The organism is Litoreibacter sp. (genome assembly GCF_039974535.1).
Classification (GTDB): Bacteria; Pseudomonadota; Alphaproteobacteria; order Rhodobacterales; family Rhodobacteraceae; genus Litoreibacter.
Window position 1 is genome coordinate 161,164 of the sequence record NZ_JBDWIU010000003.1, and the last position, 14,122, is coordinate 175,285.

General features: G+C 54.9%; 14 protein-coding genes. 9 read left to right on the plus strand and 5 right to left on the minus strand.

All coding sequences use genetic code 11. From position 1 onward, the window contains the following. Nucleotides 1–62: 62 nt before the first annotated feature. A complete protein-coding gene (locus tag ABJN86_RS01915) occupies nucleotides 63–686 on the plus strand; it encodes a TRAP transporter small permease (RefSeq protein ID WP_348364426.1) in 624 nt (207 codons plus the stop codon). After that, nucleotides 686–2,086 (plus strand): TRAP transporter large permease, encoded by a 1,401-nt coding sequence (locus ABJN86_RS01920; protein ID WP_348364424.1) that lies wholly within the window; start codon nucleotides 686–688, stop codon nucleotides 2,084–2,086. Before ABJN86_RS01915 ends, ABJN86_RS01920 begins: the two co-directional genes overlap by 1 nt. Before the next feature lie 54 nt (nucleotides 2,087–2,140). Here the strand turns inward: ABJN86_RS01920 and ABJN86_RS01925 are convergent, their stop codons facing one another. Further along, nucleotides 2,141–2,899: a PhnD/SsuA/transferrin family substrate-binding protein gene (locus tag ABJN86_RS01925; protein ID WP_348364422.1), complete on the minus strand. Its 759-nt coding sequence runs from the start codon at nucleotides 2,897–2,899 to the stop codon at nucleotides 2,141–2,143. A 302-nt stretch (nucleotides 2,900–3,201) separates the two neighbouring features. Here ABJN86_RS01925 and aroQ point away from each other — a divergent pair, with 302 nt between their 5' ends. Both aroQ and ABJN86_RS01935 read left to right on the plus strand, forming a co-directional pair. Continuing rightward, nucleotides 3,202–3,639 carry a type II 3-dehydroquinate dehydratase gene (gene aroQ / locus ABJN86_RS01930; RefSeq protein ID WP_348364420.1) on the plus strand — a complete coding sequence of 146 codons (438 nt, stop codon included), beginning with the start codon at nucleotides 3,202–3,204 and terminating at the stop codon, nucleotides 3,637–3,639. Next, a complete protein-coding gene (locus ABJN86_RS01935; protein WP_348364418.1) occupies nucleotides 3,636–4,409 on the plus strand; it encodes a LuxR family transcriptional regulator in 774 nt (257 codons plus the stop codon). Before aroQ ends, ABJN86_RS01935 begins: the two co-directional genes overlap by 4 nt. Before the next feature lie 383 nt (nucleotides 4,410–4,792). Here the strand turns inward: ABJN86_RS01935 and tsf are convergent, their stop codons facing one another. Further along, entirely contained in the window at nucleotides 4,793–5,668 is an 876-nt protein-coding gene (gene tsf, locus ABJN86_RS01940; protein WP_348364416.1) for a translation elongation factor Ts, read from the minus strand. A 79-nt stretch (nucleotides 5,669–5,747) separates the two neighbouring features. Beyond that, on the minus strand, nucleotides 5,748–6,509 hold the full coding sequence (rpsB, locus tag ABJN86_RS01945) for a 30S ribosomal protein S2 (RefSeq protein WP_348364415.1): 762 nt from the start codon (nucleotides 6,507–6,509) through the stop codon (nucleotides 5,748–5,750). Between the two features lie 450 nt (nucleotides 6,510–6,959). On the opposite strand from rpsB, the gene ABJN86_RS01950 reads away from it, so the two are divergent. From ABJN86_RS01950 to ABJN86_RS01965, 4 genes are all read left to right on the plus strand, one after another. Next, on the plus strand, nucleotides 6,960–7,520 hold the full coding sequence (locus tag ABJN86_RS01950; RefSeq protein WP_348364413.1) for a hypothetical protein: 561 nt from the start codon (nucleotides 6,960–6,962) through the stop codon (nucleotides 7,518–7,520). Between the two features lie 40 nt (nucleotides 7,521–7,560). Further along, nucleotides 7,561–8,436 carry a PfkB family carbohydrate kinase gene (locus ABJN86_RS01955; RefSeq protein ID WP_348364411.1) on the plus strand — a complete coding sequence of 292 codons (876 nt, stop codon included), beginning with the start codon at nucleotides 7,561–7,563 and terminating at the stop codon, nucleotides 8,434–8,436. After that, nucleotides 8,433–9,347 carry a pseudouridine-5'-phosphate glycosidase gene (locus tag ABJN86_RS01960; RefSeq protein ID WP_348364410.1) on the plus strand — a complete coding sequence of 305 codons (915 nt, stop codon included), beginning with the start codon at nucleotides 8,433–8,435 and terminating at the stop codon, nucleotides 9,345–9,347. Before ABJN86_RS01955 ends, ABJN86_RS01960 begins: the two co-directional genes overlap by 4 nt. A 91-nt stretch (nucleotides 9,348–9,438) precedes the next feature. Next, entirely contained in the window at nucleotides 9,439–10,137 is a 699-nt protein-coding gene (locus tag ABJN86_RS01965) for a DUF502 domain-containing protein (protein WP_348364408.1), read from the plus strand. A gap of 99 nt (nucleotides 10,138–10,236) precedes the next feature. Here the strand turns inward: ABJN86_RS01965 and ABJN86_RS01970 are convergent, their stop codons facing one another. Both ABJN86_RS01970 and ABJN86_RS01975 read right to left on the minus strand, forming a co-directional pair. After that, the gene (locus tag ABJN86_RS01970) at nucleotides 10,237–12,048 is read right to left on the minus strand and encodes an extracellular solute-binding protein (protein WP_348364406.1); all 1,812 of its coding nucleotides are present in this window, start codon (nucleotides 12,046–12,048) and stop codon (nucleotides 10,237–10,239) included. A gap of 234 nt (nucleotides 12,049–12,282) precedes the next feature. Continuing rightward, the gene (locus ABJN86_RS01975) at nucleotides 12,283–13,182 is read right to left on the minus strand and encodes a calcium-binding protein (protein WP_348364405.1); all 900 of its coding nucleotides are present in this window, start codon (nucleotides 13,180–13,182) and stop codon (nucleotides 12,283–12,285) included. A 127-nt stretch (nucleotides 13,183–13,309) separates the two neighbouring features. Between ABJN86_RS01975 and ABJN86_RS01980 the strand changes: the two genes are divergently transcribed. Next, nucleotides 13,310–14,095: a 3-hydroxybutyrate dehydrogenase gene (locus ABJN86_RS01980; protein WP_348364404.1), complete on the plus strand. Its 786-nt coding sequence runs from the start codon at nucleotides 13,310–13,312 to the stop codon at nucleotides 14,093–14,095. Nucleotides 14,096–14,122: the final 27 nt, after the last annotated feature.

The following is a 14,122-nucleotide window of genomic DNA, read 5'->3' on the forward strand; positions in this document are numbered from 1 at the left end:
CCCCGCGCCACCCATGGCGCGGGGCTGTTTCGAACGTTCCCTACATTCCGGTGGAGGCCACAATGGCTACAGCGTCACTTGTTCTGTCAGACGACAGCAGGCTCAGTAAATTCGACCACAAGTTGCTGCGACTAGAGCGTGGTTTTGCACTCATCAGCGGGCTTAGTGTTTTCTCGTTAATGCTGATGGCCGTGGTGTCAGTGTCTGGGCGAAATGCACTAAACACCCCCCTGCCCGGCTATGTGGATTGGATTGAGCAGGCCATGCCGCTTATTGCGTTCATGGGCGTCTCTTACGTCATGCGCGAAGGCGGGCACATTCGCATGGATATCGTTGTTGGGCGGCTTCGCGGACGGGTCCTGCATATTGTTGAGTTGATAACGACCCTCTTTGTTCTACTGCTCATGGTGCTTCTCGTTTGGGGCAGCTGGGCGCACTTCGATCGCAGCTTTGATTTTACGGCCCCCTTGTGGAGCCGCGACAGCTCCATGGACATTGCCCTCCCCATTTGGCCCGCAAAGCTAATGGCGCCCTTGGCCTTTGGGGTGCTGTGTTTGCGGCTGTGTTTACAAGTCTGGGGATACGCGCGCGCTGTCGTCACAGGTGACGCGATTGCTGTGCCCTTGATCGCAGACGCTGCAACGCAGGCCCGTATGGAAGCCGAGCAATTGGAGGGACAAGACTAATGGAACCGATTGAGATTGGACTATGGGTCACTGGTGGGATGCTGGTGTTTGTCGTCTTGGGCATGCGGGTGGCCTTTGCCGCTGGCTTGGCAGGCGTTATTGGCTTGGTTTGGATTTTTTGGGCCAAGAAAGACTACGCATTTGATGACTTCGGCTGGGCGTTGGAGGTTGCGGTGAAGACCGCGGGCCAAGTCCCACATTCCAAGGTGTCGAGCCAAGAATTGTCCCTGATCCCCACATTCATTTTGATCGGCTATCTCGCCTATTATGCGGGCCTCACAAAGGCGCTGTTTGAGGCTGCCAAGCGTTGGATCGCATGGGTGCCGGGTGGTTTGGCTGTTTCAACTGTCTTCGCGACAGCGGGTTTCGCGGCCGTGTCAGGCGCATCTGTCGCGACCTCTGCGGTCTTCGCTCGTATTGCGATCCCTGAGATGTTGAAGATCGGGTACAACAAGCAATTCGCTGCAGGCGTCGTCGCGGCGGGTGGCACATTGGCCTCGCTAATTCCGCCATCTGCGATTCTTGTGATCTACGCGATCATTGTTGAGCAAGACGTGGGCAAACTGCTGCTCGCGGGCTTCATTCCGGGGGCGTTCTCGGCGATTGTTTATGCGGGATTGATCATCGGTATTGCGGTTATTTTCAAATCGGTTGGTCCACCCGTGCGCGGGTTCACGTGGCGTGAGCGGTTTGAATCCCTGCCGCCTGCATTGCCCATCGTGTTTGTTGTCGTGACGATTATCTGCTTCGTCTACAACCCCTTTGGCGGTGACGCTTGGGGCACTCCTACCGAAGGTGGCGCTATCGGGGCTTTCGTGGTCTTCCTGATGGCTCTCTACCAAGGCATGCGCTGGCCTCAACTGAAGGACGCGCTACTAGAGACTGCGAAGCTCAGCGTGATGATCTTTACCATCATCTGGGGTGTGTTGATCTACGTGCGGTTCTTGGGGTTTGCGAACCTTCCCAGTGCGTTCTCGGATTGGATAACCTCGCTTACTATGACGCCTATGGTGATCCTCATCTGCATCTTGCTGGCTTATGCGGTGCTGGGCATGTTCATGGACGCCATCGGCATGTTGCTGTTGACCTTGCCCGTGGTCTATCCAGCCGTCATGGCCCTGAACGGCGGCGAGGCAGTAAGTGCAGCCGACAGCGCCTTCGGCATGTCTGGCCCGATGTGCGCAATCTGGTTTGGGATACTGGTGGTGAAAATGGCGGAGTTCTGCCTGATCACCCCACCTATTGGCCTAAACTGCTTCGTGGTGGCAGGTGTTCGTGATGACCTTTCCGTGCAGGACGTGTTCAAGGGCGTGACGCCGTTCTTCATTGCCGATGCGGTCACGATCGGCCTTTTGGTCGCCTTCCCTTCGATTGTGCTTTGGTTGCCTAGTCTGGCGTAAGTGCTGCTGACAAGTCTGCAAATCTATTGGAGAAATGGCCCTACTCTGCGGGGGTCATTTCTCTAATTCTTGTGGTGGGTTTGGGATTTCTAGGTACTTGGCTTTGGGTATCTCCAGAATGCCTTTAAGTCCCAAATCCTGCCGGTCTGCCTCTTCCAGATCGAAGATTGCGCCTTTGACGGCCTCAAAGATTTTACCGGCGTCGTTGTGCAGTGCGGTGATCAGCGGCAATGCGGGTGTGGGTGTCGTCCAGTCGAGAACCCGCAACTTTTCGGCAAACGCCTCGTAGCGCTGGATTAAGCGCCAAGTCACGGCATCAATTGATGCGATGTCAGCACGGCCATCTGACACCGCCCGAGCAGAGTCTAGATGCTGGCCCGTCTCCAATCGCTTGGTGAACCAGCTCCCCTGCTCGTCTGTCATTTTGGTATAGGGCGCGGCATATCCGGATTGCGAGAAGGTCTGGTTGTAAGCAAAGGTCTCATTTTGGAATGAGGTTAACCCCGTACGGTCATCATCCCTGCGAACCACCAATGCGCTGCGGTAATATCCGGCTGGGCAATCTTTTAGGTCGTAGTCCGGCGTGCCAACCAAAGAGACCTGATCATGCAGCCACAACCGATACGGCATCCCGCAGGTTTGACTAAGCAGTAACTGGGGGTGCTTCCAGACCCAAAACTCATCTCGGTCTTGGGATAGCGTCTTGGGAGCTTCAATCCCCAAGTGTGCCAGATGCTGTCTAACCAGTTCCCAGTAACTTTGATGGGCTTTTATAAGCTCTGGTCGATGATACATCATCAAACTCGCGACCATTTTGTTCAATCCTTAGGTTATAGCTTCACAAGATTGAGATTCGGTTCTTGGAACATTCAAACTGCGGTTCTGGATGTCTTACCACTACAGGTCGTGTGACCTCGTACTTTGATAGCACTTTCACCGATGTTTGGACTGTAGTTAATTCCGGGGCGACATGTGATCGTATATAGAGGCGCTCCTTGGTCTTATCGCCGTAAATTGTGGTGAGATATATGCTAAGGCCAGTTCACGTCACGTATATTACTCGACAGCGTAGCTTTCTCACCTTAGACAAATAGATGGAATTTTAGGGAAACCCAATGTCTTCTGTGCTTGTCTTAAACGGCCCAAATCTTAATTTGCTGGGAACACGCCAGCCAGAAGTCTACGGCTCTGTGACGTTAGCAGATGTCGAGGGAATGTGCATCGCACATGGTAACTCCTTGGGTTTGAAAGTGAATTGCCTTCAATCCAATCATGAAGGAGTGATGATTGATGCGATTCACAATGCGAAGGGAACGCATCAAGGAATAGTGCTAAATGCGGGGGCTTATACCCACACGTCCGTAGCCCTTATGGACGCGATTGCATCGGTGGAGCTGCCCGTTGTGGAGGTGCATCTGTCGAATATTCATGCCCGCGAAGCGTTTCGACATAAATCCTACATCGCCCCCGTCGCCTTAGGGCAGATTGCCGGGTTTGGGTCGCAAGGGTATGTCCTTGCTCTAGATGCACTGGCAGCGCAATTCGCGACATGAGCAGCATTCAAGATCACCTGAATTCCCTAATTTCCTCTAACTCGCTTGAGGAGATGTGGCAGCTCCACACTGACAAAATGGCTGAGTTCGGGTTTGACCGTATCGTATATGGCTATACCCGCTTTCGGACGGGTAGCACTTTGGGCGACCTTCAAGATGCCCTCATTCTAACAAACCACGATGCGCCTTATGTTGACCACTTCGTGGGCGACGGCGGGTACTATCAAGGGCCAATGGTCGCGTGGGCCGCCGAGAACGTTGGCGCATGTAGTTGGAGCTATATGCGCGACCTCGCGATGAACGGGAAGTTGTCGCAGGGTGAGTTGGAAGTGGTTGCGCTAAATCAACGCCTTGATGTCACCGCAGGCTATACGATTAGTTTTCACGATGTCTCCATGCGTGCAAAAGGGGCTACTGGCCTGACAGCGCGACGCGGTTTGACGCAGGATGAGGTTGACGAGATTTGGGTCAAATCCGGTGTAGATATAGAGCTCGCGAATAAGGTGATGCATATGAAAGTTATGCAGTTGCCACACACGACTGGGCAACGCAGAACTTTGACGGCGCGTCAACGCGAAGTGTTGGAGTGGGTCGCCGATGGGAAAACAATTCAAGACACTGCGACGATTATGGGGCTAAATCCAGCCACTGTTGAAAAGCACCTTCGATTGGCGCGTGAAACTTTGGATGTGGATACGACCGCTCAGGCGATTTTGAAGGCATCAAGCCAAAATCAATTCTTCCTGATCGAAAGCCTGAAAAAAAAATAGCTGCTTGAGTTGAGAGCGCTCAATAGCGTGCAAATTTTTATCAACTATTTCAGATACTTACAAGCCAATATGGATCTCGGAAATTCAAGGTAAGGAAACGCTTACTTTGAACTTTGGCACGGCCAAGTATTACTTAATTCATGTCCTATGAGTGACGGTTTCGGCCGTGGGGCATACCCAAGGGTGCACCTTGTAATTTCAAGGAATACTGCTGATTGGAACATGGTTCCATTGGCACACTTTTCCGAAATCCTCGACAGGTTTCGGCGAAGATGCTCTCCTCCCCGTCGGGCAACATCATCCCCAGCATGGGGCCTGACACAAAGAAACGGCGCGAAGGGTTTCCCCCTCGCGCCGTTTTTATTCCAGAGATGAAGTCAGGCTTAGCCTTTCAGCGTTGCCGCAACTTCTTCTGCGAAGTTCTCTTCTTTTTTCTCAATGCCTTCGCCAACTTCCAAACGTACGAAGCCAGTGATCTCTACGCCTGCTTCTTTCGCAGCCGCTTCAACGGTCAGGTCTGGGTTCACAACGAAGGCTTGGTTCAACAAAGTAACCTCGGCCATGAATTTCTTCATGCGGCCTACGATCATCTTCTCGATCACGGCTTCTGGCTTGCCGCTTTCGCGAGCGATGTCCATTTGAACCGTTTTCTCTTTTTCCACAACGGACGCATCCAAGTCGGCCTCGGACAGCGACGCAGGGTTCACGGCTGCAACGTGCATTGCAACTTGCTTGCCGAACGCTTCGTTATCGCCGGACAGTGCAACCAATACGCCGATTTTGCCCATGCCGTCAGCGGCCGCGTTGTGCACGTAGGACACAACCGATGTGCCTTCCAAGCGAGCCATGCGGCGCAGGGACATGTTCTCGCCGATTGTGGCCACTTTAGCAGTGATCACGTCAGCGACGGACTTGCCGCCCATGTCGGCCGCAGCCAGCTCTTCGGTGTTCTGTGCATTGATGGCAACGCCAGCAACGTCAGAGACCATGGCTTGGAATTCGGCGTTCTTACCAACGAAGTCGGTTTCCGAGTTCACTTCGACAGCAACACCAACGCCGCCTTCTACTTTAACGGCCACAAGGCCTTCAGCAGCAGTACGGCCGGATTTCTTGGCAGCTTTCGCCAAGCCCTTGGTGCGCAGCCAATCAACAGCGGCTTCCATGTCGCCGTCAGATTCTGTCAGCGCTTTCTTAGCGTCCATCATGCCTGCGCCAGTTGAATCGCGCAGTTCTTTCACCATTGCAGCGGTAATCGCCATCTTGGTTCTCCTAATAGAATAAGGTTAGCCCCGAAGGCCGCTGTGGCCCTCGGGTAAAGATTTAAGTCACGAAAGGCGCTTAGCCTTCAGCAGCAACGGCCTCTTCAACCGGTGCTTCTTCCATCGCGCCCAGATCAACACCAGCGTCGCCCATTTGAGCTTGCATGCCGTCCAGAGCCGCACGTGCAACCAGATCGCAGTACAGGCCGATGGCGCGCGATGCGTCGTCGTTGCCTGGGATCAGGTAGTCGATGCCGTCTGGCGAACAGTTGGTGTCAACTACAGCAATAACTGGAATGCCCAGTTTCTTTGCTTCGGCGATAGCCAAGTCTTCTTTGTTTACGTCGATCACAACCAGCAGGTCAGGAACGCCGCCCATTTCGCGGATACCGCCGAGGGAAGCCTGAAGCTTGCCTTGGTCGCGTTCCATGCCAAGACGTTCTTTCTTGGTCAGGCCAGTGAAGCCGGATTCTTGGGCTTCGTCGATCTTCTTCAGGCGGTTGATCGAGTTGGAAACTGTTTTCCAGTTGGTGAGCGTGCCGCCCAACCAACGGTGGTTCATGTAGTACTGTGCGCATTTCTCTGCGGCTTCTGCGATCGGGCGCTGTGCCTGACGCTTGGTGCCAACGAAGAGGATACGGCCGCCTTTTGCTGTGGTGTCGCGCACAACTTGCAGCGCTTGGTCCAGCATTGGGACGGTTTGGGTCAGGTCCATGATGTGGATACCGTTTTTAGCGCCGTGAATATACGGGGCCATACGCGGGTTCCAGCGTTGGGTTTGGTGACCAAAGTGAACGCCAGCTTCCAAGAGCTGACGGAGCGAAAATTCTGGCAGTGCCATGTCCGTTTTCCTTTTCCGGTTTATGCCTCGGCGGGGTGTTAGAGGCGGATGCCTCAACCGGTGGACGTCATGGGATTTCTCCCCCAATCGGCCCGACCCCGCCTGCGAAGTGAGCGCCAGATAGCCCAAGAACCCCTGCCCCGCAAGCCCGAAAGTAGCGTAAGGCCTTTGAAAAATGGGTAAATGTGCAATTGGTTGAGTGATAGTTTACGGGTTTGGTGAAGGTTTTGCGGGCATGCACTGGTTATAACTGGTTGACCGCTCCACATTGGATACAAGGTAATCGTTTGTTTGCAGGGTGTTACCTGCGTATCTTGGGCTGTCCGCTGGGGTAAATCTACCAAGTTTCAACAACATAGGACTGCTTGGCCAATTTATGCTATGAAGACGGCACAATTTTAGCCCAATACCAATTTTCAAACCGCCAATAGCTACTTTGGAGGATTTATAATGTTCAGTGTTTTCGTTCACGGTGTGCGTATCGAGGTTCGAGCTCATCGCTCGTTACAGCGAAACAATCTTGAGTTGACCAAAATGCAGCTGCACCGGATTGAGACCACGTTGCAGGTCTTGCCGGCCCATCACTTAAGCCCTTTGGCGCGGATCGAGGTGCGGCAGCGAGCTGGTGCTGGTGGGAGTGCAAATTCCATGCCGGATGGGTCGATTGGCCCCACACATTTCGTTGTGCTCGACATCGATACCTTTGTCTCCCCGTGGAACAACACTGACAATGGGTTGCTCTATACGTTGCTGCACGAGATGGGGCATGTGGTGGATTGGAGCCACCGCGCCTTTACCTACATCCGCCAGCATGATCGCGCGGGATATGACGCGATTTGTCGACGTATTCACCACGGGCGCACCCAAAACCAGCAAGAAAAATTTGCCGACAGCTACGCGGACATCCACTTTCCAGGCGCCAGCGGTGCGCAGCGCTGGCCAGAGTCGTTGGACGTCCTGCGAAACTGTCCGATATGGACCGAGTCAGAGTCCGCTCGAATGAGGCGTTGATGGCTAGACGCCCCGCTCGCATCTGCGCATAAAGCAGACCATGAGCCAATCACCTGACATACTTTGCATCGGCGCGGTCCTATGGGACATCATCGGGCGTCATGACCAAAACATGGAGCGCGGTCATGATCGCCCCGGCCACATCACACGCATTCCCGGTGGCGTGGCGATGAACATTGCAATGGCCCTCAAGGCTTATGGCATGTCTCCGGCTTTGCTAAGCGCTGTTGGTAAGGATGATGAGGGCGAGGAGTTGCTGCGCGCCTGCGCCGGTTTGGGTATGAACACGCAGTACATATACCGCCCCGATGATTTTCCCACGGACCGCTACATGGCGATTGAGGGGCGCAACGGGCTGATTGCCGCCATCGCTGATGCGCATTCGCTTGAAAAATCCGGAGATGCAATCTTGTCGCCTTTATCGGCAGACTTGGAGGGCTGGACGGGCTTAATCGCCGTTGATGGCAACCTAACGGTCGAATTGCTGACGCAAATTGCAACCGATCCGGCCTTCGTCCAAGCTGATCTGCGCCTAGCGCCGGCATCCCCGGGAAAAGCCGAACGGTTGCGCCCGTTTCTCACACATCCTACAGCCACGCTCTATGTGAACTTGGAGGAGGCCGGATTGCTCATGGGGAAGGACTTTGACGACAGCGCCACAGCGGCGTCCGCACTATTAGCCAATGGTTTGCACCGTGCGCTGGTTACCAATGGGGCAGAGACCGCATCACTTGCGTCCGGTAGTGTATTGTTAACATTGCAACCTCCCAAAGTTCAGGTGAAGCGTATCACTGGGGCTGGGGACACATTCATGGCCGCTCACATCTCCGCCGAGGCACAAGGCGCAGATGCCGAGACCGCATTGCAAACCGCGATGAAGGCCACCGCAACATATATATCCGGAGATAGCTATTGATCCCTTTGCATTACGCCCCTGAGGTTGAGGCCGCCAAAGCTGCGGGCCAACCGATTGTAGCGCTCGAAAGCACCATTATTACGCATGGTATGCCCTATCCTCAAAACGTGGAAACCGCGCGCAGTGTGGAGCAAACGATCCGTGATCATGGGGCGGTTCCTGCCACCATCGCAGTGATAAAAGGCCAGCTGCACATAGGCCTGACAGAGGCTCAATTGGAAGAACTGGGCCAAGCCACCGAGGTTGCGAAGCTGTCGCGTGCCGACATCGCGGCCTCTATTGCGACGGGCGGCACGGGGGCTACGACCGTTGCGGCCACAATGATTGCCGCGCGCTACGCCGGGATCGAGGTCTTCGCGACTGGCGGCATTGGCGGTGTCCACCGCGGCGCGGAGTTGAGCTTTGACATATCTGCCGACCTGCAGGAGTTAGCCCAAACTGCGGTGACGGTCGTGGCGGCGGGTGCCAAAGCCATTCTGGACCTGCCCAAAACGCTGGAGGTTCTGGAAACCCTTGGGGTGCCGGTCATCGCATACGGGCAGGACGCCCTGCCCGCTTTTTGGTCCCGTGTGTCCGAGCTCAAAGCCCCTTTGCGGATGGATGATGCGGCAGACATCGCGAAAGCACATCGGATGCGTGGCGCATTGGGGTTGCCCGGCGGGCAATTGATCACCAACCCAATCCCCGCTGAGGCTGAAATCCCTGCCGCCACCTTATCGCCTATCATTGAGCAGGCCCTGTCGGAGGCTGCCGCGCATGGCATTGACGGAAAGTCCGTCACGCCATTTCTATTGAACCGCATCTTTGAGCTGACAGAGGGTGCATCTTTGAAGGCAAATATCGCTCTCGTGCTCAATAATGCGCGTCTTGCAGCAGAAATCTCACGAAATTTGACCGAAATCCCACGCTAAATTGACCAAGGATACGTCTGAGTTCTTGTCGGACGCCACGCCGAGACATAGATATGTTACCAACACATTTGCAAAGAGACCTTAATCCCCCATGCTGCTGGACGAATTAGATCCTGAACACAACAAGCCCCGCAGACCGGGGCTATTGGCGCGAATGCGTGGCAACTTTCTTGCGGGTCTCGTGGTCATTGCCCCTATCGGGCTGACCATCTGGTTTATCTGGAGCATTGTTGGCTGGATCGACAGCTGGGTGCTGCCCTTCGTTCCCTACCATTACCGGCCAGAGCAATACATCGGCATCAATCTGCGCGGTGTCGGGGTGGCGTTCTTCTTGTTGTTCACCATGGTGATCGGCTGGATGGGCAAAGGCTTCCTTGGCCGCTCCCTCCTGCGGTTTGGTGAGCGGTTGGTCGACCGGATGCCGGTGGTGCGGTCTATATACAATGGGCTCAAGCAAATCGCCGAGACGGTGTTCTCGCAACGCGAAACCTCGTTCGAGAAGGCCTGTCTGGTTGAATACCCACGCCGTGGCATCTGGGCGATTGCCTTCATATCGACCAGTGCGAAGGGCGAAATCGATGGGGGTATCCCTGTCGAGGGCGAGATCATGTCGGTCTTCTTGCCCACAACTCCGAACCCCACATCTGGGTTTTTGCTGTTCGTGCCAAAGGCGGATGTGGTCGAGCTAGACATGTCCGTTGAGGACGCGGCGAAATTGGTGATCTCGGCTGGCCTAGTTTACCCCAATAAGGACGACCCATCCAAACCTGTTGAGTTGGCGGCGCAGTAAAGGGGGCGCAGTAAACTCGGCATCTATGCCGCTGCTTGCTGGGTAACCAGTGCAAGAGCGGCATAGCATGAATTTACCGGCGTTCGCCTTACTTGGTGCCTATTCTGACCACCACACATCTGGCTGAAACCCGATCCAGTCACCGTAAACCGGTAGCTCTTGAGAGAACTTCAGGTTCGCGTCATGCGCCAACATGGACACATTGGAGTACCAAAGCGGCACCACATAACGCCCTGCGGTCAAAATACGGTCAAGGGCCTTCACCGCCGCACGGTAATCGCCTTGGCTTTCAGATGTCAGCATCTTCTGGATCATGGCTTCGGCGGCAGGGCTGTTCATGCCCATCAGGTTAAGCGACCCTTCATTCTCAACGCCTGAGCTGCCCCAATAGGCCATCTGCTCGTTACCGGGGCTAAGGGACAGGCCGCGAATAAAATGCGTCATATCAAAGTTATAGGCGTCTGTTCGCTCGCGGTATTGTGCACTGTCGACTTGGGTTATCGTCGGGAATATGCCCAAGCGTTCCAGATGCTCTTTGTAGATATTGGCGATGGATTGATGCTCGGCGCTGCCTTGCTTGAGTAAGATATCGAATACGAAGGGTCGGCCGTCTGATCCGGTAAGAACGCCGTCTTTAACCACCCATCCTGCGTCTTCCAGCAGTCGTGTTGCTTCGCGGATTCCAGTGCGGTTGCGCGCAGATCCGTTGCTTTCCGGAAGGCTGTAGCCCTCTACCGCTCCGGGCAAAAGTTGTTCTTTAAACGGCTCCATCAATTCGGCGACTTTGCCTGTGGCGGGGCCTGGATCCATGGCTAGAACTGAGTTGTGGAAGTAGGAGGCGATACGCGGCTGGCCCCCTTCGCCGTTCAACTTCTCATTGATGAATTCGTAGTTGAAAGCGTGAAGCATTGCCTCGCGGACGCGCCAATCTTTGAAGATGTCGCGACGGGTGTTCATCACAAAGCCGTCCATTCCGGTGGGGCGTTGGTGCGGGATCTCGGACTTGACCACCTCGCCGTTGGTGACGCGTGGGAAGCCATATTGTTGTTCCCATTTGGCGCTGCTGGTTTCGCGAATGGTATTCAGCTCACCTGCCTTGAAGGCTTCGAACATCGCGGTGGCGTCGCCGTAAAACTCCATGCGCAGTTCGTCAATATTGTTGGTCCCACGGCGAAATGGCACGTCGCGGCCCCAATAATCGGGGTTGCGCTTCAGGGAGACGAAACGGCCCGCCTCGAAATCATCGATGACATATGGGGCGGATGAAATCGGGATAGTGTCCAGCCCGCTTTCCTCGAAGTTGGCCCCTTCCCACTGCGCCTTCTTCAGGATTGGGCGCATGCCCATGATCAAGGCCAATTCGCGGTCTGGCTCATTGAAGGTGAAGCGGATGTTGCCGCTGCTGGTGATCTCGGATTTGGCGATTTTGGACCATGTTCCCGCGTAACGCGGGTGCCCTTCTGTACCCAGAGTTTCATAGGACCAGATCACATCTTCGGCAGTTACGGGGCTGCCATCAGAGAATCGGGCCTCGGGACGAAGCTTGAATTCGACCCAGAGATTCGTCGAATCGGTCTCTACGGTCTCGGCCAAAAGCCCGTAAAGTGTGAATGGCTCGTCCCAAGATCGGCCCATCAAGCTCTCATATGCGAGGAATCGTAGCTGCCAAGGCACACGTCCTTTTCGGATGTGTGGGTTTAGCGAATCGAAGCCTCCCACCTCACCAGTAACGATTTTCCCACCTGTCGGTGCATCTGCGTTGGCGTATGGGAGGGACACAAATTCTGGTGGAAGGGCCGGTTCACCATACATAGCTATGCCATGCTGAGGTTCAGCAAATGCGGCGGATGCGGTAAGAATGGCAACTCCTGAAAGGCCATTGCGCATGGTTCGGAAATAGTTTGATTTCATTTTGGTAACAATCCTTCGGTGCCCTACCCTAATTGTGCTCCATGCTACTGAGGGTTTGTAACCTTTTCAAACTTTTAGCTTGGCGGGTGGCGGAGGACGGCTTATAAAGAGGGCACTGCTCGATAGGTTTCTTGCCTGTATGAAACCTGCCTCAATAACTTAACGCCAGCTTCGTGCTGGCGTTTTTTTTTTGGCTGCGCGTGATGGTGGGGTGATCGACCTTGCTGTGGCGATCTAGAATAGGTCGGCGTCGCTTCCAAGGAACTCGGCGGCTGATAAGTCGTCCAAATCAATTCCTCGCAACCGGATCGTGAGCGTCGTGGACGAGGCGAGTTGATCTTCGGGCATTTCAAATACGGTGCTGGGACCAGCCTGCACGGCATTGGCTATGAAGAACGTGAAGGTATCAGGTACATCTTCGGCATTGCCGCTCTCACCCATTAACTGGAGCGCTAAGCGATCCTCACCCAAGGTGAAGTCGTTGATGATCATATGGCTCTCGCCAACCAAATCGTCGGTGGCAAACACGAATTGATCCTCCCCAGCACCGCCCAAAAGCGTATCTTGGCCGCCAAACCCATATAGGATGTCGTCGCCACTGCCGCCGTCCAACCGATCATTGCCAAGACCGACACGTAAAACATCACTCCCCGCACCGCCGCTTAGACGGTTGTTCCCTGCGGAATCTGAGATTAGGTCGTTCCCTGCTTGACCGTAAAGGCGGTCGTCACCACGATTGCCTTCCATGACGTCGTTGCCCGCGCCGCCGTAAATTCTGTCATTGCCTGATCCTCCGCGCAGATTGTCCTCACCTAGGCCGCCTGCGACAAGATCATCGCCGTCGCCGCCGTCCAATGTGTCGTCCCCGTGCCCGCCATTTACCCTGTCGTTGCCCGTACCGCCTTGAATATTGTCATTGCCGTCTTGGCCCCACAATTCGTCGTCGCCTTCCAGCCCTCTAATTGTGTCGTCACCAGCCCCACCGCGAATGTCATCTATGCCGGATGTGCCGATCAGCTCATCGTCGCCTGAGGTGCTTGACCGAACGGTTATCGAAACTTGAACCACCTCAGTAAGTTCGAGAGTTTCGAGCGAGCTTGATGAAATCAACGGCAGTGTGAGCAAATTATCCATGCAGGCAGATAGCCACTGAGTTCGCAATAAATGGTAAACTCAACGCGACAAACTCTATTCACGCTTCATTTTGCACGTGCAGCATTGTAGGTTCCAGCATCGAGTTTGCATTTTGAAGGATTGCTCCATGACCTCTGCCGCGCCACTAAAAGGAAAAACCGCCGTCATCACAGGTTCCAATTCGGGGATTGGTCTTGGCATCGCACGTGAGTTGGCCAAGTCGGGCGCGAATGTGATCCTGAACTCCTACACTAACTCTGACGAAGACCATGCGTTGGCGGCCGAGATCACCAAAGAGTCCGGCAATGAGGCGCGCTACATCCAAGCGGACTTGTCCAACGGCGACGCGGCGCGCGACTTGGTCGAGCAGGCCGGCCAGTGTGATATCTTGATCAATAACGCAGGCATCCAGCACGTCGCCCCTATCGATGAGTTCCCCGTGGGCAAATGGGACGCGATCATCGCGATCATGCTCAGCTCGGTGTTCCACACGACGGCTGCCGCCTTGCCGATGATGCGGGCTGCGGGCTGGGGCCGCGTGATCAACATCTCATCCGCGCATGGGCTGACGGCCTCCCCTTACAAATCTGCCTATGTGGCCGCGAAACACGGCGTTGTAGGCATGACCAAGGTTGTCGCGCTGGAAACGGCCCGCGAGCCGATCACGGCCAACGCCATTTGTCCGGGCTATGTGATGACGCCACTGGTTGAGTCGCAAATCCCCAACACCATGGAAAAATACGACATGGACCGCGAAACGGTGATCAGTGAAGTCATGCTGGAGCGCCAGCCCTCCAAAGAGTTCGCCACCACAGAGCAGCTTGGCGGTGTGGCCACATTCCTGTGCTCCGAGGCAGCCATCCAAATCACGGGTACGACCATAAGCGTCGATGGCGGCTGGACGGCTCTTTGATCTCAATATTCACTTCAGTAGGCATCT

Coding starts and splice junctions, on each gene's coding strand:
- ABJN86_RS01975 (WP_348364405.1), bottom strand. CDS start 13,182: ATGGATAATTTGCTCACACTGCCGTTGATTTCATCAAGCTCGCTCGAA.
- ABJN86_RS01920 (WP_348364424.1), top strand. CDS start 686: ATGGAACCGATTGAGATTGGACTATGGGTCACTGGTGGGATGCTGGTG.
- tsf (WP_348364416.1), bottom strand. CDS start 5,668: ATGGCGATTACCGCTGCAATGGTGAAAGAACTGCGCGATTCAACTGGC.
- rpsB (WP_348364415.1), bottom strand. CDS start 6,509: ATGGCACTGCCAGAATTTTCGCTCCGTCAGCTCTTGGAAGCTGGCGTT.
- ABJN86_RS01980 (WP_348364404.1), top strand. CDS start 13,310: ATGACCTCTGCCGCGCCACTAAAAGGAAAAACCGCCGTCATCACAGGT.
- ABJN86_RS01970 (WP_348364406.1), bottom strand. CDS start 12,048: ATGAAATCAAACTATTTCCGAACCATGCGCAATGGCCTTTCAGGAGTT.
- ABJN86_RS01915 (WP_348364426.1), top strand. CDS start 63: ATGGCTACAGCGTCACTTGTTCTGTCAGACGACAGCAGGCTCAGTAAA.
- ABJN86_RS01955 (WP_348364411.1), top strand. CDS start 7,561: ATGAGCCAATCACCTGACATACTTTGCATCGGCGCGGTCCTATGGGAC.
- ABJN86_RS01950 (WP_348364413.1), top strand. CDS start 6,960: ATGTTCAGTGTTTTCGTTCACGGTGTGCGTATCGAGGTTCGAGCTCAT.
- aroQ (WP_348364420.1), top strand. CDS start 3,202: ATGTCTTCTGTGCTTGTCTTAAACGGCCCAAATCTTAATTTGCTGGGA.
- ABJN86_RS01935 (WP_348364418.1), top strand. CDS start 3,636: ATGAGCAGCATTCAAGATCACCTGAATTCCCTAATTTCCTCTAACTCG.
- ABJN86_RS01925 (WP_348364422.1), bottom strand. CDS start 2,899: ATGGTCGCGAGTTTGATGATGTATCATCGACCAGAGCTTATAAAAGCC.
- ABJN86_RS01965 (WP_348364408.1), top strand. CDS start 9,439: ATGCTGCTGGACGAATTAGATCCTGAACACAACAAGCCCCGCAGACCG.